This is a genomic window from Anaeromyxobacter sp. Fw109-5 (assembly GCF_000017505.1).
Lineage (GTDB): Bacteria > Myxococcota > Myxococcia > Myxococcales > Anaeromyxobacteraceae > Anaeromyxobacter.
The window spans coordinates 5,213,411-5,235,667 of the sequence record NC_009675.1 but is presented as its reverse complement, the minus strand read 5'-3'; the positions used below and the strand labels follow the sequence as shown (position 1 = coordinate 5,235,667).

Genomic DNA, 22,257 nt, shown 5'->3' with positions numbered 1-22,257 from the left:
ACGGGGCGGGCGCCCGCTCGCCCGTGCCCGCTCCGCCGCGCGCGACTAGGTTGTCCGAGGATGGACGACGTCCTAGTGCGCCCGCGGCCGCGAGCCCGCCTGCCGGTCGCGAACATCGCGCTCTTCGTCGCGACGCTCGCCACCACGGTCTGGGCCGGCATGCTCTTCTCGCCCGCCGCGGCCGGGTTGCAGACGTTCGGGGAGCTCTTCGCGCTCGTCGGGCGCGCGCCGGCCGTGCTCCTCGAGGGCCTGCCGTTCGCGCTGTCGCTCGTCGGGATCCTCTTCGTCCACGAGATGGGCCACTACGTCCTCGCCCGCCGGGCGCGCGTGGACACGACCCTGCCGTACTTCATCCCGGTGCCGTTCGGCGTGGGCACGCTCGGCGCCATCATCCGCATGCGCTCGGCGATCCCCTCGCGCCGGGCCATCCTGGACATCGGCGCCTCGGGCCCGCTCGCCGGGCTCGCGGTGGCGCTCCCGCTGCTCGTGTGGGGGCTCGCGCACTCGCAGATCCACGCGGTCCCGGCGGCGACCTCGCCGAGCTCGCCGTTCGGCGTCTTCATGGCCTGGCTCTCGGGCCGGCCGCCGGCCGCCGACGCCGGCCAGGCGATCCACTTCGGCAACAGCCTCCTCACCTGGGCCGCGCAGCGGCTGGTCTTCGGCGAGCTCGCGCCCGGGACGGACGTGGTGCTGCACCCCGTGGCGGTCGCCGCCTCGCTGGGCCTGCTCGTCACCGCCCTGAACCTCGTGCCCGCCGGCCAGCTCGACGGCGGGCACGTGCTCTACGCGCTCCTCGGGCGGCGGCGCGCGCTGCTCGCCTCGCACGTCACGAGCACCGGCCTGCTGCTCGCGGGGATCTTCTTCTCCTGGAGCTGGCTCGTCTGGTGGTTCCTCACCCGCTTCGTGGTGGGCCTCGGACATCCGGCCGCGCTCACGGAGGAGCCGCTCGGGCCGGGGCGCAGGGTGGTGGCGATCGTGTCGCTCCTGCTGTTCCTCGCCACCTTCGTGCCGGTGCCGGTCTCCTTCTAGCGGTCGGCGCCGGTGGCGCTGCCCCGTGGCCCGCAGGCCGTAGCCCGAGGCCTTCCTGCCGGCGCTCGCTCGCCTCGGCGGGGGCGCCTTCGGCCGGGCGAGGGGGATCGGCTAGACTCCCGGCGCTCATGACCTCGTCCGCACAGCTCCCCGCGCCGGCGCCGGATCCGGCCGAGACCCAGGGCGAGGCCGACGCCTGGGCGAGCGTGCTCGCGGCCTGGGAGGACGACGCGGCGCACGCCGGCTACCTCTCGCGGTTCCACGACCTCGAGGGGCTCGCCGTCGCCGGCCGCCGCTACCGCGACGCCGCCCTCGCGCGGCCGGGCGACGCCCTGGCCGGGCGCTGGCGCGACGAGGTGATCCGCCGCGCGACGGCGCAGGGCTTCGCCCAGCTGCCGCGCAGCGGCGCGCCCGCCCCGGCCCGCGCGGCGGGCCTGCGCCGCGCGCTCGTCGCCCTCGCCGCGGCGCTCGTCGCCCTCGCCGCCTTCCTCCTCCTCGCCGGAACCCTCGGAGCCCGCTCCTGATCCCCGCAACCGCCACGCCTTCCGTCGAGGACGTCCTCGGCCCGGGCGGCCGCATCGCCGCCGCCCTCCCCGGCTACGAGCACCGCGCCGACCAGCTCGAGATGGCGCGCGCCGTGGAGCGCGCGATGAGCGAGCGTCGCTACCTCGTGGCCGAGGCCGGCACCGGCACCGGCAAGACCCTCGCCTACCTCGTGCCGGCGGCGCTCTCCGGCCGGCGGGTGATCGTCTCCACCGCCACGAAGACCCTGCAGGAGCAGATCTGGGGGAAGGACATCCCGCTGCTGCGCGAGCGCTGCGGCGTCGAGTTCGCCGCCGCCTACCTCAAGGGGCGCTCCAACTACTTCTGCCTCGCGCGCGGGGCGGAGTTCGCGCGCGCGCCGACGTTCGCGGCGCGCGAGGAGGCCGCGCTGTGGCCGCGCATCGAGGCCTGGGCGCGCGCCACCGAGACCGGCGACCGCAGCGAGATCGACCTCCCCGACCAGTTCCACACCTGGAAGGACCTGTCGGCCACCGCCGAGACGTGCGCGGGGCGCGAGTGCGAGCGGTACGAGGACTGCTTCGTCACCCGGGCGCGCGCGCTCGCCGGGCAGTCGGACGTGCTGCTCGTGAACCACCACCTCTTCTTCGCGGACCTCGCCATGCGCACGAGCCGCGCGGGGGTGGAGATCCTGCCCGAGTACGACGTGGTGGTGTTCGACGAGGCGCACGCGATCGAGGAGGTCGCCACCGAGTACTTCGGCCTGCAGATCTCGTCGTACCGCGTGGAGGAGCTCGGCCGCGACGCGCTGCGCGCGGTGGGGGATCGCCCGGACCTGGCCTCGATGATGCGCGAGGCGACCGGCGAGCTGCGCCGCGCCGGCGAGCGGTTCTTCCAGGCGCTCGCCGACGGGCTGCACGCGAGCGGCGCGGGCGCGGCGCGCGGCTGGGGCGCGCGCGCCGGCGGGCGCGGGCGAGGGCCGCGGCGGCGGGAGGAGGACGAGAGCGTGCGGGCGCCGCTCACCAGCGAGGTGCTCGAGCCCTGCGAGCGCGACCAGGCGCGGCTGGACGCGGCGCTCGAGGCGCTGCGCGAGCTGCTCGCCGACGCCGAGGCGCCGCCGCTCGCCCAGATCGCGCGGCGCGCCGGGGAGCTCAGGGTGGAGCTCGCGGCGGTGACGGCGATGAAGGAGCCGTCGCGCGTGTACTTCGCCGAGGTGCGCGGCCGCGGGGTGTTCCTGCGGGCGGCGCCCATCGACGTCGCGGAGGAGCTGCAGGCGCGGCTCTACCGGCGCACGGACACCGTGATCTTCACGAGCGCCACCCTCGCCGCGCAGGGCCGCTTCGACTACTTCAGGCGGCAGGTGGGCCTCGCGCCCGAGTTCGACGTGGACGAGGCGCGCTTCCCCGGCCCGTTCGACTTCCCGCGGCAGGCGGCCATCGTGACGCCCCCCACGGTCCCCGAGCCGAACGCGCCCGGCTTCCTCGACGCGGCCGCCGGGACGATCCGTGCGCTCGCGGAGGTGACGGGCGGGCGCGCCTTCGTGCTCTGCACCTCGAACCGCAACATGCACGCGCTCCACGGCGCGCTGCGCGACCTGCCCTATCAGGTGCTGCTCCAGGGCGAGCGCCCCAAGGCCCGCCTCCTCGAGGCGTTCCGCGCGGAGCCCTCGGTGCTGTTCGCGACCGCGAGCTTCTGGGAGGGGGTGGACGTGCCCGGCGACGCGCTCTCGCTCGTGGTCATCGACCGCCTCCCGTTCGCGCCGCCCGGGGACCCGGTGGTGGCGGCCCGCCTGCGGGCGCTCGAGGCGGAGGGGAGGGACGGGTTCTCCGAGCTGCAGGTCCCCGCCGCGGCGCTCGCGCTGCGGCAGGGCTTCGGCCGGCTGGTGCGCACGCGGGGGGACCGCGGGCTCGTCGCGATCCTCGACCGCCGGCTCGTCACGAAGGGCTACGGCCGCGCCTTCCTCGCGACCCTGCCGCGCTGCCCCGTGCTGCGGAGCGTGGCCGAGGCCCGCAGCTGGTGGGATCGCGGGGCCGGCGGCGCCTTGCACGGCGCGTGAGCCCCGCCCCGATGTGCGTCGAGGGAGCACCGACTCCCCGTCCGAGCGGGCGTCCGGCCGCGGCGGGGCCCTCTGCGATCCGGGGGCGCTGATCGGGTACAGTAACCGCTGGCGAACGCACCCGCCCCGAGCGACCGACATGGCCCAGTTCAACGCCGACACCCGCGAGATCGCCGTGAAGGTCGTCTATTACGGCCCGGCGCTGTCCGGGAAGACGACCAATCTCCAGTCGCTCTTCCAGAAGATCGATCCCAAGGTCCGCGGGCGCCTCATGACGCTCGACACGAAGGACGACCGGACCCTGTTCTTCGACATGATGCCCGTGTTCTTCCGCACGCGCGCGGGCGTGAAGGTGAAGCTGAAGCTCTACACGGTGCCGGGCCAGGTGATGCACGAGTCCACCCGCCGCATCGTGCTCCAGGGCACGGACGCGGTGGTGTTCGTGGCCGACTCGCGCCGCAGCGAGGCCGCGCCGACGCTCGCCTACTGGAACAACATGCTGAAGAACCTGGAGGCGAACGGGCTCGACTACCGCACCCTGCCCATCGTCGTCCAGATGAACAAGCGCGACCTCGAGGACGCGCGCGGCGACGGCGAGCTCGGCGATCTGCTGCGCGTGATCCAGCCGCGCATCGTGCCGGCGGTGGCCATCCGCGGCGAGGGCGTGCTCGAGACCCTGCACGCGCTGCTCCAGCTCACCTACCGCGCCCTGGACCGCCGCTTCGGCCTCGAGTCCGGCTGGCAGGTCTCGGAGCGCGAGTTCCTCGGCCAGATCTTCGCGCACGTGGACGTGCGCGGGTCGAGGCTCGCGGAGGCGCCGGCGCGATGACGGTGCCGCCGTCCTTCCTGCAGCAGCGGCTGCCGCTCGGGGACCTGCTCGATCTGCGGTCCTTCGGGGACGTGTGCCACTCGTTCTCCGAGCTGTACCGCATCGGCATCAAGGTCTTCGACGAGGCGGGCAACAAGCTCGTGGACGTGCGGGTCGGGAACGCCGACTTCTGCGGCTACATCTGGACCAAGGCGGCGGGGCGCGAGGGGTGCATCGCCACCGTCGGCAAGGTGAAGAGCGATCCGCTCCCGGAGGAGCCGGTCCCGCGCACCGTGCAGTGCTTCTCCGGCTGCCGCTACGTGGTGCAGCCCATCCTCTACGAGGGCGACCTCCTCGGCCGCGTGGTGTTCGGTCCCTTCGTGCCGGAGGACCTCGCCGAGCTGCCGGCGGCGCTGCGGGACATCGCGCCGGACTTCGACGCGAAGCTCGCCCAGGGCTACCTGGAGAAGATCCGGCGCGTGCCGGTGTCCACCGCCGAGAAGATCCTGAAGCACTTCATGGATCTCCTCGACGTGATGGTCTTCACCGGCCACAAGAACCTCATCGCCGCGAAGCTGCACATCGAGGCGGTGCAGGAGAGCTACCGGGAGCTGCAGGAGAAGAACCGGGAGCTCGAGGACAGCTACGCGAAGCTGAAGGAGCTCGACCGGCTCAAGTCCAACTTCCTCGCCACCATGAGCCACGAGCTGCGCACCCCGCTCACGAGCGTCATCGGCTACTCGGAGATGATGCTCGAGGGGCTGGGCGGGCCGCTCACCGCCGAGCAGCGCGAGTACCTGGGCATCATCATGGAGAAGGGCGAGAACCTCCTCCAGCTCATCACCTCCATCCTCGACATCTCCAAGATCGAGGCCGGGCGCGTGCGGCTCGTCCTCTCCGACGTGGACGCGACCCAGATCATGCGCGACGCGATCGCCACGGTGCTCCCGCTCGCGCGCAAGAAGGGGCTCAAGGTCGCCTGCGACGCGGGCGCGATGCCCCGGGTGCAGGCCGATCGCGACAAGCTGCGCCAGTGCCTCGTGAACCTCTGCTCGAACGCGGTGAAGTTCACCCCCGCGGGCGGGACCATCGCCGTGTCCGCCGAGGCGCTCCCGGGCGACCGGCTCGCCATCCACGTGGCCGACACCGGCATCGGCATCGGCGAGGAGCACCTCGGCAAGGTGTTCGACGTCTTCTACCAGGTGGACGGCTCCTCCACGCGCGAGTACGGCGGCGCCGGCCTGGGCCTCGCCATCGTGAAGAGCTTCGTCGAGGCGCACGGCGGCGAGGTGGGCGTCCGCTCGATCCCGGGCGTCGGCACCACGTTCACCGTGATCCTGCCGCTCCGCCCGAGCCTCGTCCCCGCCTACACCCCGGTGATCCCCATGCCGGCCGTCGGGCGCGTCTTCTGACCCGCATGTCCCGCAGGTCGCCGCCCGGCGAGTTCGAGCTCATCCGGCGCTTCACGCAGGCCCTGCCGGTCCGCGGCGAGGGCGTGCGCGTCGGCCCCGGCGACGACGCGGCGGTGCTCGCCCCGCCCGCCGGCGAGGAGCTCGTCGCCACGGCCGACGCGGTGGTGGCGGGGGTCCACTTCGACCGCGCGTTCACGCCCGAGGACGTGGGCTGGAAGGCGCTCGCGGTGAACCTCTCCGACCTCGCCGCCATGGGCGCCCGGCCGCTCTGGGCGCTCGTGTGCCTGGGGGTGCCGCCCGGCGCGCGCGCCGCGGAGCTCGTGCGCCTCGGCCGCGGCCTCGGCGCCTGCGCGCGGCGTCACGGCATCGCCGTCGCGGGCGGCAACGTCACCCGCGCGGCCGAGCTGTCGGTGACCGTCACCGCCGTCGGGGCGGTGCCGCACGGACGGGCCCTGCTCCGCGCCGGGGCGCGCCCGGGCGATCTCGTGCTCGTCACCGGCACCCTGGGCGACGCCGCGCTCGGCCGGGTCCCCGGCGCGCCCGCTGCGCTGGCGCGCCGCCAGCGCCGCCCCACCCCGCGCCTCGCCGCCGGCCGGGCCCTCGCGAGCGTGGCGCGCGCCGCCATCGACGTGTCGGACGGCCTCGTGCAGGACCTCTCCCACCTGTGCGAGGCGTCCGGCGTGGGCGCGCGCATCGGCGTGGCCGACCTGCCGCTCTCCGCCGCGGCGAGGCGCCTCTCCCGCGGCGGCGCGGCGGCGCGGGACGCCGCGCTCTCCGGGGGGGAGGACTACGAGCTCCTCCTGGCGATCGCGCCCTCGCTCCTCCCCGCCGCGCAGGCCGCGGCGGCGAAGGCTCGCACGCCGCTCACCGTGATCGGGCGCTTCGTGCGCGGGCGGGGCGTGCGCGTGGTCGGGCCCACCGGCGCGGCCGTCGCGGTCGCCGCGCGCGGGCACGACCACCTCCGCGCACCCTCCGCGCTTTGACTTGCCGCAGGCGGCGTCTAGGATCACCGCGCGCCCTGCCCGGTCCGGGGGCCGCCACCCCAGGGGTCCCCCTTGCCGCGAGCTGGCCGAGACGAACGACTCTCCACCCGCCCGAGCGCGCGCTGGCAGGACGCGCCGCACCTCGTGGCGGTGCGCGGTCGCGCGGCCGAGGCGGCCCCGCGGGTCGCGCCGGCGGCCGCGGGGCGCTCGGTCTCCCTCGAGCGGAAGATCCTCTTCAGCTACCTCGTGGTGGGCGCGGTGCTGCTCTTCGCGGTGCCCGAGATCCGCGAGCGCATCCAGAGCCCGGTGGTGGCGGGGCTGGCCGTGCTCGCCCTCACCCTGCTGCTCGGCGTGGTCCTCACCCTCGCGGTGGCGCGGGTGTCGAGGCTCACGCGGCTGCGGGCGAGCGCCGTGGAGATCAGCCGGGGCGACCTGTCGAAGGCGGTGGTCTCGGAGGAGCAGCGCGCCCTCCACGACGAGATCGACGAGCTCACCTCCGCCATCTGCACCATGCAGGAGAACCTGCGCGACCTCGTCTCGCGCATCCAGCGGACCGCGCAGTCGGTGGCCGACTCGGCGAACGAGCTGCAGCAGAGCGCCGAGGAGGTGAACGCCTCGACCGACGAGGTCGCCTCCTCCATGGAGAAGATCGCGGCGGGTGCCGGCCAGCAGTCGGAGCTGGTGGAGCGGACCTCCAAGGTCATCGGCGAGATCGCCGGCTCCATCGAGGCGACCGCGCGCAGCGCCGAGGAGGCGGCCCGGGCGTCCGCCGAGACCAGCCAGTCGGCCGCCGCCGGCGGCGAGGCGGCGCGGCTCGCCGGCGAGAAGGTGAAGAAGGTGTTCGCCCGCATCGAGGCGGCGAGCGAGCAGGTGTTCGCGTTCGGCGAGCGCACGAAGGAGATCTCCAAGATCGTCGAGGCGATCACCCAGGTGGCGAACCAGACCAACCTGCTCGCCCTGAACGCCACCATCGAGGCGGCCCGCGCCGGCGAGTACGGCCGCGGCTTCGCCGTGGTCGCCGAGGAGGTGCGCAAGCTGGCCGAGTCCGCCGGCCGCTCCGCCGAGCAGATCTCCGCGCTCGCCACCGACATCTCCGGCCGCGCGGGCAAGGTGGTCGAGACCATGAAGGAGTCGGTCGCCGAGCTGGGCGACGGCCGCGAGGACCTGAACGCGATCATCCGCACCCTAGCGGACATCGCGAAGATCGCCGCCACCGGGGCGGACAAGGTGCGGGTCATCTCCCAGGCCGCGCGCGATCAGCTGGAGGGCTCGGCCGACATGGTCCAGGCGATGGACCACATCTCCGACGTCGCCTCCTCGAACGCGAGCCAGACCGAGCAGGTGCGCAAGGTGACCGCCGAGCAGACGGCCGCCGTGGCGCAGATGGCGGGGGCGGCCCAGGAGCTCACGAACCTCTCGCTCGAGCTGCAGGCGGTCGTCTCGCGCTTCCGGCTGGGCTAGGAGCGAGCTTGCGCCACGTGGTCTTCCGGCTCGCCGCCGAGCGGTTCGCGCTCCCGCTCGAGGCGGTGCGGGAGGTGGTGCCGCCGCAGCCGCCCTTCGCGCGCGTGCCGCGGACCTCGGAGGCGGTGCGCGGCGTCATGAACCTGCGCGGCCGGGTGGTGGCGGTGGTGGACCTCGCCCCGCTGGTGGGGCTCGCGGCGCAGCCGCTCCTGCCGGCCGCCGGGCACGTGATCGTCCTCGACCACGCCCGCCGCGCCCTCGGGCTCCTCATCGGCGGCGTGGTCGGCGTCGAGCCGCTGGCGCAGCCGGAGGGGGGCGACGGGCTCGTCCGCGGCGTGGCCGCGGCGCGCGCGGGGGCGGTGACCGTGCTGCGCGCCGAGGCCCTCGCCGACGAGGCGGTGCGGCTGTTCGGCGGAAGGTGATGTGATACGTTCCCGAGACACCTTCGGGGGAGAGGACGGCCGATGGCGAAGCGAGTCCTGATCGTCGACGACGCGATCTTCATGCGGAACATGATCAAGGACATCTTCTCGGGCTCCGGCTTCGAGGTCGTCGGCGAGGCCGCGAACGGGCTCGAGGCGGTGGAGAAGTACCGGGAGCTGAAGCCCGACCTCACCACGATGGACATCGTGATGCCCTTCAAGAGCGGCATCGAGGCGACCCGCGAGATCGTGAAGAACGACGGCAAGGCCGTCATCGTCATGTGCAGCGCGCTCGGCCAGGAGTCCCTCGTCATGGAGGCCATCGAGGCCGGCGCGAGCGACTTCATCGTGAAGCCGTTCAAGTCGGAGGACGTGCTCTCCGTCGTGAAGAAGGTCCTCGGCGACGCCTAGGCGCCCTGCCCGGTCGGGGTGCCGTGGCGCTCGATCTCCAGAGATACCTCGGGCTGTTCGTGAGCGAGGCGGGCGAGCACCTCGCCGCCTTCGGGCGCGAGCTCGTGCGCCTCGAGCAGGTCGGGCAGGACGGGCGCAAGGAGCTCGTGGACGGCCTCTTCCGCCGCGCCCACAGCGTGAAGGGGATGAGCGCGTCGATGCAGCTCGACGGCATCGCCGCCCTCGCCCACGGGGTCGAGGACCTCGTGGCGGTGTTCCGCGCCGATCCCGCCCGGCTCGATCCCGCCGCGGTGGACCTCCTGCTCTCCGCCGGCGACGCGCTGCAGGCGATGGTGCAGGAGGCGGCGAAGGGCGCGCGCCCCGAGGCCGACGAGGCGCTCGTCGCCCGGGTCGCCGAGGCGGCCCGCCGCCGCCGGGAGGGCGCCTCCCCTCCGCCCTCGCCCGCCGTCGCGAGGTCCCCCCCGCCGCGCGGCGCGGGCGAGCCACCCGCGGAACCGGGGCCCGACGGCTCGTCGCTCACCCATCGACCGCGCGCCGGGGGGACCCGCCGCGTGCAGGTGGAGGTGGAGATCGCCGGGAGCTGCCCGGTGCCCGCCGTGCGCGCCTTCCTCGTGGTGAAGAAGCTCGGCGGGCTCGGCGCGGTCGCCCAGGCGCGGCCGTCCGTGGAGGAGCTGCGCGCCGGCCGCATCCCCGGCAAGCGGCTGGAGGTGCAGCTCGAGACCGCCGAGACGCTGCAGGCGCTGGAGCGCGCGCTCGCGCAGATCTCCGACCTCGCCGGCGTCGTCCTGCGCGAGGTGGAGGCGGAGCGCGCCCCCGTGCCGCCGCCGGCCGCGCGCGAGGCCGGGGCCGCCGAGGCGAGCCGCACCGTGCGCGTGCGCACCGAGATCCTGGACGGCTTCCTCGACACGGTGGGCGAGCTCATCCTCGCCACCGCGCGCATCCGCGAGCTCGGGCGGGCGCTCCCGGAGGGCTCGCGCGCCGCGCTCGACGAGGGCGTGGACCGGCTCCACGCCATCGTGAAGGACCTGCACGACAAGGTGATGACCGTGCGCATGACGCCGCTCGCGCTCGTCACCGAGGGGCTCCCGCGCGCGGCGCGCGACGTGGCGCGCAAGCTGGGCAAGCAGGTCGAGGTGGAGATCCGCGGCGCCGAGATCGAGCTCGACCGCGCGATCCTCGAGGAGCTCTCCGACCCGCTCCTGCACGTGCTGCGCAACGCGGTCGACCACGGCCTCGAGGCGCCGCACCTGCGGCTCCTCGCCGGCAAGCCCGCCGCCGGCACGATCTCCGTCACCGCCCGGCGCGAGCGCGACCGGGTGATCGTGGAGATCGCCGACGACGGCAAGGGCATGGACCCGGAGAAGCTCCGCGCCGCCGCCGTCGCGCGCGGCGCCCTGCGGGCCGAGGAGGCCGGGCAGCTCTCCGATCGCGAGGCGCTCCTCCTCGCCTGCCTGCCGGGCGTCTCCACCGCCGAGACCGTCACCGACGTGTCCGGCCGCGGGGTGGGGCTCGACGCGGTGAAGCGCACGGTGGAGGGCGTGGGCGGCGCGCTCGAGCTCGACTCCACCCCGGGCAAGGGCTCGCGGGTCACCTTCCGCCTGCCGCTCACCGTGGCGGTGCAGCCGGTCCTGCTCGTGCGGGTGGGCGAGGAGGTGCTCGGGGTCCCGATCGCCAAGGTGCACGGGGCCGCCCAGGTGTCCCTCTCCCGCCTGGAGCGGAGCCAGGGCACCCCGGTGCTCCGCCACGAGGACGCGCTCGTCCCGGTGCACGAGCTCACCCGGCTGCTGGGGTTCCCCGGCGCCCCCGGCGACGAGCGCGCGGTGGTGATCGTCGAGGGCGGCGAGGCGGGCCGCGTCGGGCTCGCCGCGGACGCCCTCCTCGGCCAGCACGAGGCGGTGCTGAAGCCGCTCGGGGAGCCGCTCGAGCTCGTGCCCGGCCTGTCGGCCGTGACGGTGCTCGGCAACGGGCGGCCGGTGTTCATCCTGGACGTGCCGAGGCTCCTCGCACCATGACGGCCTTCGGCGCGCGAGACCTCGACGCCCTGCAGGAGCTCGCCACCATCGGCTGCGGGCAGGCGATCACCGCCCTCGGCAAGCTCGCGGGGCGGCGCATCGAGATGGACGTGCCCGAGGCGTGGGTCGGCGCGGAGGAGGGCGCCATCGCGGCGTTCCTCGGCGGGCTCGGCCAGGACCTCGTGGCGGTGGGCGTCAAGCTCGAGGGGCCGCTCACCGGCGATCTCCTCCTCGCGCTCCCCGAGGCCGACGCGGAGGGGCTCGCGGCGCTGCTCGGCTTTCCCCCGGCCTCCGCGCCGGAGGTCCAATCGGGCGGCGCGCAGTGGGGAGGCATGGCCGAGAGCGCGCTCATGGAGTCCGGCAACATCGTGGGGAGCGCCTTCGTCTCGGCCATCGGCACCCTGGTCGGCGAGAAGCTGATGCTCTCCGTGCCGAGCTTCGCGCGCGGCAGCGGGCGCGCCTGCGTGGAGCGGCTCGTGGCCCACGCCGGGTCGGTGGCGCTCGCCACGCGCTTCACGCTCGCCGCCGAGGGCGGCCGAGCGGCCCTCGAGGGGCTCATCCTGGTCATGCCGGAGCCGGACCGGATCGCGAGGCTCCTCTCGCACCTCGATCTGCGCTAGACACCCCGGATGGACGAACGCAAGCTGCGCCGGCTCCTCGACGGCGTCCGCAAGGGCGACACCACCGTGGACGACGCGGTCGCGGACATGAAGCACGCGCCGTTCGAGCGCCTCGGCGACGTGGCCACCCTCGACACGCACCGCGCCCTGCGCGTCGGCATGCCCGAGGTGGTGCTCGCGGAGTCCAAGACGGCCGCCCAGGTGGCCGCCATCGCGAAGCAGCTCGCCGCGCGGGGCCCGCTGCTCGTGACGCGCCTCGCGCCGGACAAGGCCGCCGCGGCGCGCCGGGCGGTGAAGGGCGCGACCTACGATCCGGTGTCGCGCACGCTGCGCAAGGGGCGGATGGACCTGCCCGCGCGCGGGCCGGTCGCGGTCTGCTGCGCCGGCACGAGCGACATCCCGGTGTGCGAGGAGGCGGCGGTCACGCTCGACGTGATGGGCGTCGAGGCGATCCGCATCTACGACGTGGGCGTGGCCGGGCTGCACCGCCTGCTCGCCCGCCGCGGCGACCTCGAGCGGGCGCGGGCGGTCATCGTGGTGGCGGGCATGGAGGGCGCGCTCCCCTCGGTGGTGGGCGGGCTCGTGGGCCGGCCGGTGATCGGCGTGCCCACCTCGGTCGGCTACGGCGCCTCGCTGGGCGGGATCGCGCCGCTGCTGACCATGCTGAACTCGTGCGCGCCCAACGTGACGGTGGTGAACATCGACAACGGCTTCGGCGCGGCGTTCGTTGCGGGCCTCGTCGCCCGAGAGTAACGGAGCGGTGCCATGCAGCCCCTGCTCGTCCTCGAACCCATCGGCGGCATCGCCGGCGACATGTTCCTCGCGGCCGCCCTGGACCTCGGCGTGGACCGGGCGCGCCTCGAGGCGGCCCTGCGCTCCCTCGGCGTGCCGGGGTGGCGGCTCGAGGTGCAGCGCCGGAGCGCGTCGGCGATCATGGGCACCCACGTCGACGTGGTGGTCGAGGGCGAGGAGCCCCCGGCGCGCTCGCTCCGGGACATCCTGGCGCTGCTCGACGCGAGCGGGCTCGCGCCGCGCGTGAGGGCCACCGCCCGCGCGCTCTTCGAGCGCATCGGCCGCGCGGAGGCCAAGGTCCACGGCGTCCCGGTGGAGGAGGTGCACTTCCACGAGGTGGGGGCGGTGGACTCCATCGTGGACGTGTGCGGCGCCGCGGTGGTGCTCGACCTGCTCGGCTGGCCCCGCGTGATCTCGGCGCCGCCGGAGCTCGGCCGCGGGATCGCCCGCACCGCGCACGGGCCGGTGCCCATCCCGCCCCCCGCCGTGCTGGAGCTCCTCGCCGGCAAGCCGGTGAGGCCGGGCGGCCCGCCCGGCGAGGCGGTGACCCCCACCGGCGCGGCGATCCTCGCCGAGCTCGCCGAGGTCCGCGCGCTGCCGCCCTTCGTCCCGCGCCGGATCGGCTACGGCGTCGGCACCGTGACCTGGCCCGACCGGCCGAACGTGCTGCGCATGACGCTCGCCGACGCGGGCGAAGGGGGTCCCGAGGGCGGCCCGGCGCGCGGGGCGGCCGAGGGCGAGGGGGCCGGGGAGCTGTGGGTGCTGGAGGCGAACCTCGACGACTGCCCGGGGCAGCTCGTCGCGCGCGCGATCGAGGCGGCGCTCGAGGCGGGCGCGCTCGACGCGTGGGCGGCCCCGCTCACCATGAAGAAGGGGCGCCCCGGCGTGCTCCTCGGCGCGCTGTGCGAGGAGGCGCGCCGCGCGGCGGTCACCGCCGCCCTCTTCGCGGAGACCACCACCCTCGGCGTCCGCCGCCACGCGGTGGCGCGCGACGCGCTCGAGCGCACGCTCGAGGAGGTCGAGACGCCCTACGGCCCGGTGCGCGTCAAGGTCGCGCGCGACGGGGGGCGCGAGGTCGGCGCGCACCCGGAGTACGACGACTGCCTCGCCCGCGCGCGCGAGCGCGGGGTCGCGGTGCGGGAGGTGATGACCGCCGCCATCGCCGCACATCGGGCGCGCCGCGGCGGGGAGTGACCCGCGCCGCCCGCCTGGCCGGCCGGGCGGCGCGTGCTACAGTCGAGTCCGGGGGCGACACTTGGCACGCAAAGAGTCGGGACGACCGCGGGCGAGCTCCACCCGCGCGGCGCCGGGCCGGAAGCCGGCCGCGCCGCGGCGGAGGCCGGCGCCGCGCCGCGCGCCGCCCGCGGCCGAGGCCGTCATGAGCGAGGTGTTCCGCACCGCGCCAGCGCCGTCGGCGGTGATCGCCGACGGGGTGGTGGTGCTCGCGAACGAGGCCTTCGCGCGCGCGCTCGGGCGAGACGCCGGCGAGCTGCGCGGCGCCCTCCTCCGCGAGCTCCTCCCGCCGGCCGGCGGCGAGCTGCCGATGCCCGAGCCCGGCGCGCTCCGCAGCTACCGCACGGCCGTGGCGGGGGTCCCGGCGAGGGTGGACCTCTCGTCCGCCCTCGCGCCCGGTTCCGCGGCCGTGCTCGGCTGCGCCGCGCTCACCCTCGCCCTGCCCGACGAGGACACCGCCCCGTCGCGCGCCCTGCTCGCCCTCTCGCGCGAGCTCGCGGAGGCGCGCACCGAGGACCAGATCACCGCCGCGGTGGCCCGCGCGCTCGAGGTGCTCTTCCCGGCGCGCTCCTTCTGCATCCGGCTCCTCGACCCGAAGACCTTCGCGCTCACCACGCTGTACGCGCGCGGCCGCCTCCGCCCCCTCGCGCGCGGCCGGCTCGCGCTCAAGGCGATCGCGGTCGAGCGCACCGGCCTCTCCCGCGCGGCGCTGGAGCTCGGGGGCGTGCAGGTGGTGGAGCGCGACGAGCCGCTCTTCGACGGCTGCGACGACGCGACGGCGGTGCCGCTCGCGGTGGCCGGCCAGCTCTTCGGCATCGTCAACCTCGAGTACCCGCGCGGCGGCCCGGGCGATCCGCTCTCGGACGCGACGCTGCTCTACCAGGTGGCGAACCACGCCGCGCTCGGCGTGCGGAACCTGCGCTCCGTCGAGGAGCTCACCTACCTCAAGACCTACCTCGAGGACCTCATCGAGCACGCCAACGCGCTCATCTTCGTGGTGAGCCGGGCCCGCGAGGTGATCGTCTGGAACGCCGCGCTCTCGCGGCTCACCGGCGTCGCGCGCGACGAGGCGCTCGGGCGGGAGCTCGCCGTGCGGGTGCCGTCCGGCGAGCACGCGCCGCTGGAGGACGTCCTCGCGCGCGGCTTCGGGGGCGAGGCGGTGAACGGGTTCGAGACCCGGCTCCTCGCCGGCGCCGGGCGCGAGGCGCGCATCGCGGTGAACACCGCGCCGATCTACGGCGCCGCGGGCGACGTGGAGGGGGTCATCGCCATCGGCCAGGACCTCACCCTCGTGCGCTCGCTGCAGGCGGCGGCGGAGCACGCGGAGCGGCTCGCCGGCATCGGCCGGCTCGTCGCCGGCGTCGTCCACGAGCTCAACAACCCGCTCACCGCGGTGAACATGTACTCGGACGTGCTCGTGGAGAAGCTCCAGAACGCGGGCCACGATCCGGCGGACGTGGAGAAGCTGCGCGCCATCCGCGAGGGCGGGCAGCGCATCCAGCGGCTCGCGCGCGACCTCGTGACCTACGCGAAGCCGTCCGGCGCCCGCACCGAGCCGCTGGAGCTCGCCTCGGTGCTGGAGGAGGCGGCCCGGCTCGCGAAGCCGGCGCTCAAGGAGCCGAGCGCGGTGCTCGAGCGGCGCTTCGCGCCGGCGCCGACCGTGGAGGGGAACCGGCCGAGCCTCGTGCACGTCTTCGTGAACCTGCTCCGCAACGCCGCGCAGGCCGTCGGCGAGGGCGGCCGCGTGTCGCTCGTGCTCGCGCAGGAGGGCGACGCGGTGAAGGTCGAGGTGCGGGACGACGGCAGCGGCATGCCGCCCGCGGTGGCGGCGCGCGCGTTCGAGCCCTTCTTCACCACCCGGCCCGGGGTGGGGATCGGCCTCGGGCTCCCGATCGTGCAGGGCATCGTCGAGCGCCACGGCGGGACCGTCTCGCTGGAGAGCGCCGAGGGGCGCGGCACGACCGTGACCGTTCGCCTGCCCATCCATCCGCCCGCCCGAGCGGAATAGGGACCTACACCGCGAGGCTCAGCACCGCGTAGCCCTGGAAGGCGGGGAGCACGGTGGAGAGCGAGTAGCCCGACGGGTTCATGGGGATGCGCAGGTCGGCGCCGTCGGCCGACACGAAGCGAGCGCGGCGCGCCTCGCCGGCGACGTGCAGCCCGAGGAAGAGGGTGGCGCCCTGGGCGCGGTCGGGGCCGAGGGTGACGAGGTGCGCGTGCACGGCCTCCGCGTTCCGGTCGAGCACCACGAGCAGCGGCTGGCGCGACACGACCGACGCGGCCCGCCGGCCCTTGCCGAGGAGCGCCGCGACGGCGCGCTCGAGCAGCGCAGGGTCCGGCGCGGCGGCGCTGCCCTTCTCGGGCGCGAGCGGCGCGAGCGTGGCGAGGGTGCCCTGCCCGACGCGGACGCCGCCGGGCTTGCCGCCGGGCAGGAAGGTCGTCCCGGGCCGGCCCACCTCGTCCGCGCCGGCCGGCTCCCCGAACGCGAGCACGCCGCCGCCCGCCTCCAGCCGCCGGCGGATCTCCTTCACCTCGAGCGGCGTCAGCCCGACGGCGTCGGCGAGGACGAGGGCCGCCTCCGGCGGGGCCTCGGACGGGCGCAGCACCACGGGGGCCTGCACGTGGAGCTGGGCCAGCGCCTCGGCGGCGCGCTCCACGGCGGCGCGGTGGCGGCCGCCGGTCCAGAGGTCCGCCTCGGCGGAGTAGAGGATGGCGCACTCGGCGATCGGGGTGGTGGAGATCGGCGAGCGGCCCGCGCCGGCGAGCTGGCGAGCGAGCTGGCGGACCTTCGCCGTCTCCCCGCCCGGCACGCCGGACGGCTCGAGGCCCGAGAGGTCGAGGCCGCAGCTCGCCGCCACGGCGGCGAGGCGGGCGTGGGCGGCGGGCGGCGTCGCTGCCTGCGGGACGATCGCGGCGTGGCGGCGCCCCATGGACGCGCGCAGGAGCCGGAACAGCCCGAGCCCCGTCGCCCCGGGCGCGAGCGCGGCGGGGAAGATGCCCGCGTCGGCGTGGCGCGCGGCGCGCAGCTGCGCCGGACCGACCGCCTCGAACTGGACGACCACGTCGAACGAGCGGGCGGCGGCGCGGGCCGCGTCCCGGGCGCTCCGCGCGTAGTCGGCGACCGCCCGCTCGAGCGCCTCGTTCCGCGCGCGCCAGAAGTCGCGGCCGAAGGGGAGGCGCTGGAAGGAGAGCGCGCCGGAGGCGTCGGCCACCGCGGCGCGCGCGAGGGCGAGGAAGTCCACCGGCTGGAAGTGATCGCCGTACTCGCGCACGAGGTGGCGAGTGAAGGCGCGCTGGCAGTCGGTGCAGAAGCCGGCGCCGAGCAGGCCGAGCGCGAGCGGCGCGTCGGGGCGGTCGAGGCACACGCCGGCGAACCCGGCGGAGAGCGCGGCGCGGACCGCCTCGCCGACGCGAGCGCGCTGGCGCTCGGACGAGAGGCAGGCGCGCGGGGTGCCGCCCATGCCCGCGACGCTGCCGTCGGCGGCGCGGCAGGCCTCGGAGGGCGCGGCGTGGCCCACCGGCACGTCGGCGAGGGCGCGGTTCACGAGCCCCGCGGGCAGCGGCGGCGCGGCGACGAGCGGCTCCGCCGCGATGGCGGCGGCGGCGCGCGCCGCCTCCTCGGGCAGCGCGCCCGGCGCGAGGCGATAGGGGGCGAAGGTGATCTCGTTCGGCATGCCCGGCGACCGCCCGGACGGAGCGCGGCGCCGGGCGACGCCGACCGGCCTGCCGCTCCGGCGCGCGGAGGCCGAGAGCCTACGACGCTGGTCGCCTCGCGGGCAATTGCCGGGCGAGCGAGGCGGATGCACCGTCTCGGCCGGACGTGAGCGCGTCTCCTCGGGCGAAGGGGGCGCGCTGCGACAAGGTGGAAAGGTGCGCGGAGTGCGCACGCCGTCGAATTGACGCCTCTGAAAACCCCGTGATAGGGGATCGAGCACTCGGGCGAGCGTGCGGCAATTCCCGCGGATTTCGCGCGCCCCAAGGTCCGGAGGACCCTTCCAGATGGGCGACATGTTCGGAGCGCTTGCGAAGCACTACCACGAGGGTGGCTGGATGATGCACCCCATCCTCGTGTCGCTGATCTTCGTGGTGGGGCTCGTCGTCGACCGCATCATCGCCCTCTACTTCAAGGCGAACGTCGACAAGGACGCGTTCCTCCGCGGTCTCAAGAAGCACATCTACGCGGGCGACCTCGACAAGGCCATCAGCTTCACGGCCTCGCAGAAGAAGACGCCGCTCACGAGCGTCATCAAGGCCGGCCTCATCAACGTGCCGAAGGGCGAGCAGGACGTGCAGGCCGCCATGGACGAGGCGACCCTGCGCGAGTCGCCCAAGATCGAGGCGCGCACCGGCTACCTCGCCATGCTCGGCAACGTGGCCACCCTGCTCGGCCTCCTCGGCACCATCGTCGGCCTCATCGGCGCGTTCGGCGCGGTCGCGAACGCGAACCCCGCCGACAAGGCGACCATCCTCGCCGACTCCATCTCCGAGGCCATGAACTGCACCGCCTTCGGCCTCCTCACCGCCATCCCGGCGCTCGTCGCCTACTCGGTGCTGCAGGGCCGCACGCAGCACATGATCGACGAGATCAACGAGACCTCGGTCGCCGTCCTGAACCTCATCGTCGCGAACAAGGACAAGATGAAGATGCCCGCGACGGTGTCCGCCGGGGACGACGAGTAGCCCGCTCTCAGTTCCCCCACACGAGGCGAGAGGAGGTAGCCGATGGGCGGCGGCGCAATGCCCGAGCAGGGCGGCGGCGGAAAGAAGCGGAAGAAATCGCTCGACGCGACGATCAACGTCGTCCCGGCGATCGACCTGCTCGCCTGCTGCATCACGTTCCTCCTCTACACCGCGGTGTGGACCCAGATCTCCCGCCTCCAGGTGCAGCAGCTCGGCACCGGCGCGCCGGAGATCGAGCAGACCGACGCGCAGAAGCAGCTCCTCGTGACCCTCGCGATGGGCGAGCGCGGCTTCAACCTCTCCACCTCCGCCGGGCTGGCGATCGACATCCCGAACCTGGGGCGCGGCGCGGACGGCGCGGTGAGGTTCGACCTCGCCGGGCTGGGCGAGCGCCTCAAGCAGCTGAAGAGCAGCCATCCGGACGCCGCCGCGGTCACCCTCTCCGCCGAGGACACCGTCCCCTACGGCGATCTCGTGCAGGTCATCGACACGTGCGTCGGCGCGGGGCTCGTCTCCGTGGCCGTCACCGGGGTCTAGCGCGCCATGCCCATCGTCACCCCAGGCAAGCGACCCTCGCCGCGCTTCGAGAAGTCGAAGATCCTCGGCGGCAAGATGTCGAGGGCGCACAAGCCCACGAACACCGAGCTGAACGTCGTGCCGATGGTCGACATGTTCGTGATGCTCGTCATCTTCCTCCTGCAGAGCTTCAGCGCCACCGGCGAGGTGCTGTACATGCAGAAGGACATCAAGCTGCCCGACGCGCGGCACGGCCAGATGATCGAGGTCGCGCCGGTGGTGGCCGTGAGCGCCGACCAGGTGGTCGTGACGGGCGTGAAGGTCGCGGACATCCGCGAGCTCGACTCGGACTCGGGGTACCTCAACATCCCCGCGCTCGAGGAGCGGCTGCGCGACGAGAAGAAGCGCTGGGAGTTCATCCACCAGTCGGATCCCGACAAGAAGTGGGACGGAGTGGTGAACATCCAGGCCGACAAGGGCGTGCCCTTCCGCATCGTGAAGCGCGTCATGTACTCGTGCGGCGTGGCGGGCTACTTCAACGTGAACTTCGCCGCCCTCGACGTCGGCACCATCGCCGCCGCGCCGAGCGGCACGCCGACGCCCGGCATCTGATCCACGGGGGCTGCGCCCCCCGGCCCCGCCGAGCGAAGCGCGTCGGTGCGCGATCGCGGTCTGCCCGCGGCGAGCGCCCGCTCGCTCGCGTCCGCGGCCGCGCCGCCGCGCGCGTCGCCCGCCCGCCGGAACATGGCCGAACGCTTGCCAAAAAGCGCGACGGGCCGGTAGTATCCGGCTTCCGCCGCGGCGTACTGTCGCGCAACCAACGGATATTCCAAACAATATCCGAAGATTCGGAACTCCGGACCATGAACATCTCTCACCTGTTTTCACGTCTCGCCGTCGCCGCCGCGCCGCACCACGGCGGGGGCGAGGCGAACCTCGTCCTGCCGGATCTCGGCTCCGAGACCTTCCTCGGCGGCGTGACGGGGCACTCGCTCCTCCTCTTCGGCCTCGTCGTATGCGCCCTCGGGCTCGCCTTCGGCCTCGTCGCCGCGCGGCAGCTCAAGGGCCTCCCCGTGCACCGGTCGATGCGGGAGATCTCCGAGCTCATCTACGAGACCGCGAAGACCTACCTCGTCACCCAGGGCAAGTTCATCGCGATCCTGTGGGGCTTCATCGCGGTGATCATGGTCGCCTACTTCGGCTTCCTCACCACCGGCCCCGAGGGGCAGCAGGGGATGGGGATGGGCCGGGTGGCGATCATCCTCCTGTTCTCGCTCGTCGGCATCCTCGGCTCGACCGGCGTCGCCTGGTTCGGCATCCGCGTGAACACGTTCGCGAACAGCCGCGCCGCGTTCGCCTCGCTCGGCGGCAAGCCGTTCCCGACCTACGCCATCCCGCTCAAGGCCGGCATGTCGATCGGCACGATGCTCATCAGCGTCGAGCTGCTCATCATGCTGTTCATCCTCCTCTTCGTCCCCGGCGACCTCGCCGGGCCGTGCTTCATCGGCTTCGCCATCGGCGAGTCGCTCGGCGCGTCCGCGCTCCGCATCGCCGGCGGCATCTTCACCAAGATCGCCGACATCGGCTCGGACCTGATGAAGATCGTCTTCAAGATCAAGGAGGACGACGCGCGCAACCCCGGCGTCATCGCCGACTGCACCGGCGACAACGCGGGCGACTCGGTGGGCCCCTCCGCGGACGGCTTCGAGACCTACGGCGTGACGGGCGTCGCGCTCATCACGTTCATCCTGCTCGCCATCTCGGACCCGGCGGTGCAGGTGAAGCTGCTCGTGTGGATCTTCGCGATGCGCATCATGATGGTCATCGCGTCGGTCGTGTCCTACTGGATCAACGAGGCGATGGCGAAGGCCCGCTACGGCGCCGCCGCGGCCATGAACTTCGAGGCGCCGCTCACGGCGCTCGTGTGGCTCACCTCGGTCGTCTCGGTCGTCCTCACCTACGTCGTCTCGTACCTGCTCATCGCCGACCTCGGCGACGGGTCGATGTGGTGGAAGCTCTCGACCATCATCACCTGCGGCACGCTCGCCGGCGCGATCATCCCCGAGATCGTGAAGGTCTTCACCTCGACCACCTCCGGCCACGTGCGCGAGGTCGTCACCGCCTCCCGCGAGGGCGGGGCGTCCCTGAACGTCCTCGCCGGCCTCACCGCGGGCAACTTCTCCGCCTTCTGGATGGGGCTCGTCATCATCGCCCTCATGGCGGCCGGCTGGGGCGTCTCCACCACCGCGGGCTTCGACGTCGCGAACGGCGGCCTCATGATGGCGCCGGCGGTGTTCGCGTTCGGCCTCATCGCCTTCGGCTTCCTCGGCATGGGCCCGGTCACCATCGCGGTCGACTCCTACGGCCCGGTGACCGACAACGCCCAGTCCGTCTACGAGCTGTCCCTCATCGAGAACGTCCCGAACGTCCACGCCGAGGTGAAGAAGGACTTCGGGTTCGAGCCGAACTTCGACAAGGCCAAGCACTTCCTCGAGGAGAACGACGGCGCCGGCAACACCTTCAAGGCGACCGCCAAGCCGGTGCTCATCGGCACCGCGGTCGTCGGCGCCACCACCATGATCTTCTCGATCATCGTGGCGCTCACGAGCGGCCTCACCGAGAACCTCCAGCAGCTCTCCATCCTGAACCCGCTCTTCCTGCTCGGGCTCATCATGGGCGGCAGCGTCATCTACTGGTTCACCGGCGCCTCCACCCAGGCCGTCTCCACCGGCGCGTACCGCGCGGTCGAGTTCATCAAGGCCAACATCAAGCTCGAGGGCGTCGAGAAGGCCTCCGTCGAGGACTCGAAGAAGGTCGTCGAGATCTGCACGGTCTACGCGCAGAAGGGCATGTTCAACATCTTCCTCGTCGTGTTCTTCGCGACGCTGTCCTTCTCCTTCGCCGACGAGTTCTTCTTCATCGGCTACCTCATCTCCATCGCGATCTTCGGCCTGTTCCAGGCGATCTTCATGGCGAACGCCGGTGGCGCCTGGGACAACGCGAAGAAGGTCGTCGAGGTGGAGCTGAAGGCGAAGGGCACCGCGCTGCACGACGCGACCGTGGTCGGCGACACCGTCGGCGACCCGTTCAAGGACACCTCCTCGGTGGCGATGAACCCGATCATCAAGTTCACGACGCTCTTCGGCCTGCTCGCCGTCGAGCTCGCGATCAAGATGGAGCTCGGGACGCGCATCTCCCTGGCGACCGTGTTCCTCGCCGTGGCGCTGTTCTTCGTCTACCGCTCCTTCTACGGGATGCGCATCCAGGTGGGCGCGAAGGCGGCGGGCGAGACCGTCAGCCCGGCGGCGCACTGACGATGGC

Annotated in this window: 19 protein-coding genes; 18 read left to right on the top strand and 1 reads right to left on the bottom strand. The window is 74.0% G+C overall.

The window, feature by feature from the left end; genetic code table 11:
• Positions 1–60 precede the first annotated feature (60 nt).
• From ANAE109_RS22925 to ANAE109_RS22860, 14 genes are all read left to right on the top strand, one after another.
• Positions 61–1,029 (top strand): site-2 protease family protein, encoded by a 969-nt coding sequence (locus tag ANAE109_RS22925; protein WP_012099298.1) that lies wholly within the window; start codon positions 61–63, stop codon positions 1,027–1,029.
• A gap of 128 nt (positions 1,030–1,157) precedes the next feature.
• Positions 1,158–1,553: a hypothetical protein gene (locus tag ANAE109_RS22920; RefSeq protein ID WP_012099297.1), complete on the top strand. Its 396-nt coding sequence runs from the start codon at positions 1,158–1,160 to the stop codon at positions 1,551–1,553.
• 101 nt (positions 1,554–1,654) lie between these two features.
• Entirely contained in the window at positions 1,655–3,586 is a 1,932-nt protein-coding gene (locus tag ANAE109_RS22915; protein ID WP_049768675.1) for an ATP-dependent DNA helicase, read from the top strand.
• 139 nt (positions 3,587–3,725) lie between these two features.
• Entirely contained in the window at positions 3,726–4,415 is a 690-nt protein-coding gene (locus ANAE109_RS22910) for an ATP/GTP-binding protein (RefSeq protein WP_041448651.1), read from the top strand.
• Complete coding sequence (locus ANAE109_RS22905) at positions 4,412–5,806, top strand: cell wall metabolism sensor histidine kinase WalK (protein WP_012099294.1); 1,395 nt, start codon at positions 4,412–4,414, stop codon at positions 5,804–5,806. The genes ANAE109_RS22910 and ANAE109_RS22905 overlap by 4 nt, the downstream gene beginning before the upstream one ends.
• A 5-nt stretch (positions 5,807–5,811) precedes the next feature.
• Complete coding sequence (gene thiL, locus ANAE109_RS22900) at positions 5,812–6,789, top strand: thiamine-phosphate kinase (RefSeq protein WP_012099293.1); 978 nt, start codon at positions 5,812–5,814, stop codon at positions 6,787–6,789.
• Between the two features lie 72 nt (positions 6,790–6,861).
• Positions 6,862–8,250 (top strand): methyl-accepting chemotaxis protein, encoded by a 1,389-nt coding sequence (locus tag ANAE109_RS22895; RefSeq protein WP_012099292.1) that lies wholly within the window; start codon positions 6,862–6,864, stop codon positions 8,248–8,250.
• A gap of 8 nt (positions 8,251–8,258) precedes the next feature.
• Positions 8,259–8,672, top strand: a complete 414-nt coding sequence (locus ANAE109_RS22890; protein ID WP_012099291.1) for a chemotaxis protein CheW — start codon at positions 8,259–8,261, stop codon at positions 8,670–8,672.
• Between the two features lie 42 nt (positions 8,673–8,714).
• Entirely contained in the window at positions 8,715–9,083 is a 369-nt protein-coding gene (locus ANAE109_RS22885) for a response regulator (protein ID WP_012099290.1), read from the top strand.
• 23 nt (positions 9,084–9,106) lie between these two features.
• Complete coding sequence (locus ANAE109_RS22880; RefSeq protein ID WP_012099289.1) at positions 9,107–11,095, top strand: chemotaxis protein CheA; 1,989 nt, start codon at positions 9,107–9,109, stop codon at positions 11,093–11,095.
• Complete coding sequence (locus ANAE109_RS22875) at positions 11,092–11,715, top strand: chemotaxis protein CheC (protein WP_012099288.1); 624 nt, start codon at positions 11,092–11,094, stop codon at positions 11,713–11,715. The genes ANAE109_RS22880 and ANAE109_RS22875 overlap by 4 nt, the downstream gene beginning before the upstream one ends.
• 9 nt (positions 11,716–11,724) lie before the next feature.
• The gene (gene larB, locus ANAE109_RS22870; protein ID WP_012099287.1) at positions 11,725–12,468 is read left to right on the top strand and encodes a nickel pincer cofactor biosynthesis protein LarB; all 744 of its coding nucleotides are present in this window, start codon (positions 11,725–11,727) and stop codon (positions 12,466–12,468) included.
• Between the two features lie 12 nt (positions 12,469–12,480).
• Positions 12,481–13,701 (top strand): nickel pincer cofactor biosynthesis protein LarC, encoded by a 1,221-nt coding sequence (larC, locus tag ANAE109_RS22865; protein ID WP_012099286.1) that lies wholly within the window; start codon positions 12,481–12,483, stop codon positions 13,699–13,701.
• Positions 13,702–13,885: 184 nt separating this feature from the next.
• Positions 13,886–15,748 carry an ATP-binding protein gene (locus ANAE109_RS22860; RefSeq protein ID WP_041448650.1) on the top strand — a complete coding sequence of 621 codons (1,863 nt, stop codon included), beginning with the start codon at positions 13,886–13,888 and terminating at the stop codon, positions 15,746–15,748.
• Between the two features lie 4 nt (positions 15,749–15,752).
• Here the strand turns inward: ANAE109_RS22860 and ANAE109_RS22855 are convergent, their stop codons facing one another.
• Complete coding sequence (locus ANAE109_RS22855) at positions 15,753–17,414, bottom strand: hypothetical protein (RefSeq protein WP_041448649.1); 1,662 nt, start codon at positions 17,412–17,414, stop codon at positions 15,753–15,755.
• Between the two features lie 325 nt (positions 17,415–17,739).
• Here ANAE109_RS22855 and ANAE109_RS22850 point away from each other — a divergent pair, with 325 nt between their 5' ends.
• From ANAE109_RS22850 to ANAE109_RS22835, 4 genes are all read left to right on the top strand, one after another.
• Positions 17,740–18,420 (top strand): MotA/TolQ/ExbB proton channel family protein, encoded by a 681-nt coding sequence (locus ANAE109_RS22850; protein WP_012099283.1) that lies wholly within the window; start codon positions 17,740–17,742, stop codon positions 18,418–18,420.
• 42 nt (positions 18,421–18,462) lie between these two features.
• Complete coding sequence (locus ANAE109_RS22845; RefSeq protein WP_012099282.1) at positions 18,463–18,957, top strand: biopolymer transporter ExbD; 495 nt, start codon at positions 18,463–18,465, stop codon at positions 18,955–18,957.
• Between the two features lie 6 nt (positions 18,958–18,963).
• Complete coding sequence (locus ANAE109_RS22840) at positions 18,964–19,548, top strand: biopolymer transporter ExbD (RefSeq protein WP_012099281.1); 585 nt, start codon at positions 18,964–18,966, stop codon at positions 19,546–19,548.
• A 251-nt stretch (positions 19,549–19,799) separates the two neighbouring features.
• The gene (locus tag ANAE109_RS22835; RefSeq protein ID WP_012099280.1) at positions 19,800–22,250 is read left to right on the top strand and encodes a sodium-translocating pyrophosphatase; all 2,451 of its coding nucleotides are present in this window, start codon (positions 19,800–19,802) and stop codon (positions 22,248–22,250) included.
• Positions 22,251–22,257: the final 7 nt, after the last annotated feature.

Bases quoted from the DNA above. Each gene is read 5' to 3' on its own strand.
- ANAE109_RS22925 (WP_012099298.1), top strand. From the start codon at position 61: ATGGACGACGTCCTAGTGCGCCCGCGGCCGCGAGCCCGCCTGCCGGTC.
- ANAE109_RS22920 (WP_012099297.1), top strand. From the start codon at position 1,158: ATGACCTCGTCCGCACAGCTCCCCGCGCCGGCGCCGGATCCGGCCGAG.
- ANAE109_RS22915 (WP_049768675.1), top strand. From the start codon at position 1,655: ATGGCGCGCGCCGTGGAGCGCGCGATGAGCGAGCGTCGCTACCTCGTG.
- ANAE109_RS22910 (WP_041448651.1), top strand. From the start codon at position 3,726: ATGGCCCAGTTCAACGCCGACACCCGCGAGATCGCCGTGAAGGTCGTC.
- ANAE109_RS22905 (WP_012099294.1), top strand. From the start codon at position 4,412: ATGACGGTGCCGCCGTCCTTCCTGCAGCAGCGGCTGCCGCTCGGGGAC.
- thiL (WP_012099293.1), top strand. From the start codon at position 5,812: ATGTCCCGCAGGTCGCCGCCCGGCGAGTTCGAGCTCATCCGGCGCTTC.
- ANAE109_RS22885 (WP_012099290.1), top strand. From the start codon at position 8,715: ATGGCGAAGCGAGTCCTGATCGTCGACGACGCGATCTTCATGCGGAAC.
- ANAE109_RS22875 (WP_012099288.1), top strand. From the start codon at position 11,092: ATGACGGCCTTCGGCGCGCGAGACCTCGACGCCCTGCAGGAGCTCGCC.
- larB (WP_012099287.1), top strand. From the start codon at position 11,725: ATGGACGAACGCAAGCTGCGCCGGCTCCTCGACGGCGTCCGCAAGGGC.
- larC (WP_012099286.1), top strand. From the start codon at position 12,481: ATGCAGCCCCTGCTCGTCCTCGAACCCATCGGCGGCATCGCCGGCGAC.
- ANAE109_RS22860 (WP_041448650.1), top strand. From the start codon at position 13,886: ATGAGCGAGGTGTTCCGCACCGCGCCAGCGCCGTCGGCGGTGATCGCC.
- ANAE109_RS22855 (WP_041448649.1), bottom strand. From the start codon at position 17,414: ATGCCGAACGAGATCACCTTCGCCCCCTATCGCCTCGCGCCGGGCGCG.
- ANAE109_RS22850 (WP_012099283.1), top strand. From the start codon at position 17,740: ATGGGCGACATGTTCGGAGCGCTTGCGAAGCACTACCACGAGGGTGGC.
- ANAE109_RS22845 (WP_012099282.1), top strand. From the start codon at position 18,463: ATGGGCGGCGGCGCAATGCCCGAGCAGGGCGGCGGCGGAAAGAAGCGG.
- ANAE109_RS22840 (WP_012099281.1), top strand. From the start codon at position 18,964: ATGCCCATCGTCACCCCAGGCAAGCGACCCTCGCCGCGCTTCGAGAAG.
- ANAE109_RS22835 (WP_012099280.1), top strand. From the start codon at position 19,800: ATGAACATCTCTCACCTGTTTTCACGTCTCGCCGTCGCCGCCGCGCCG.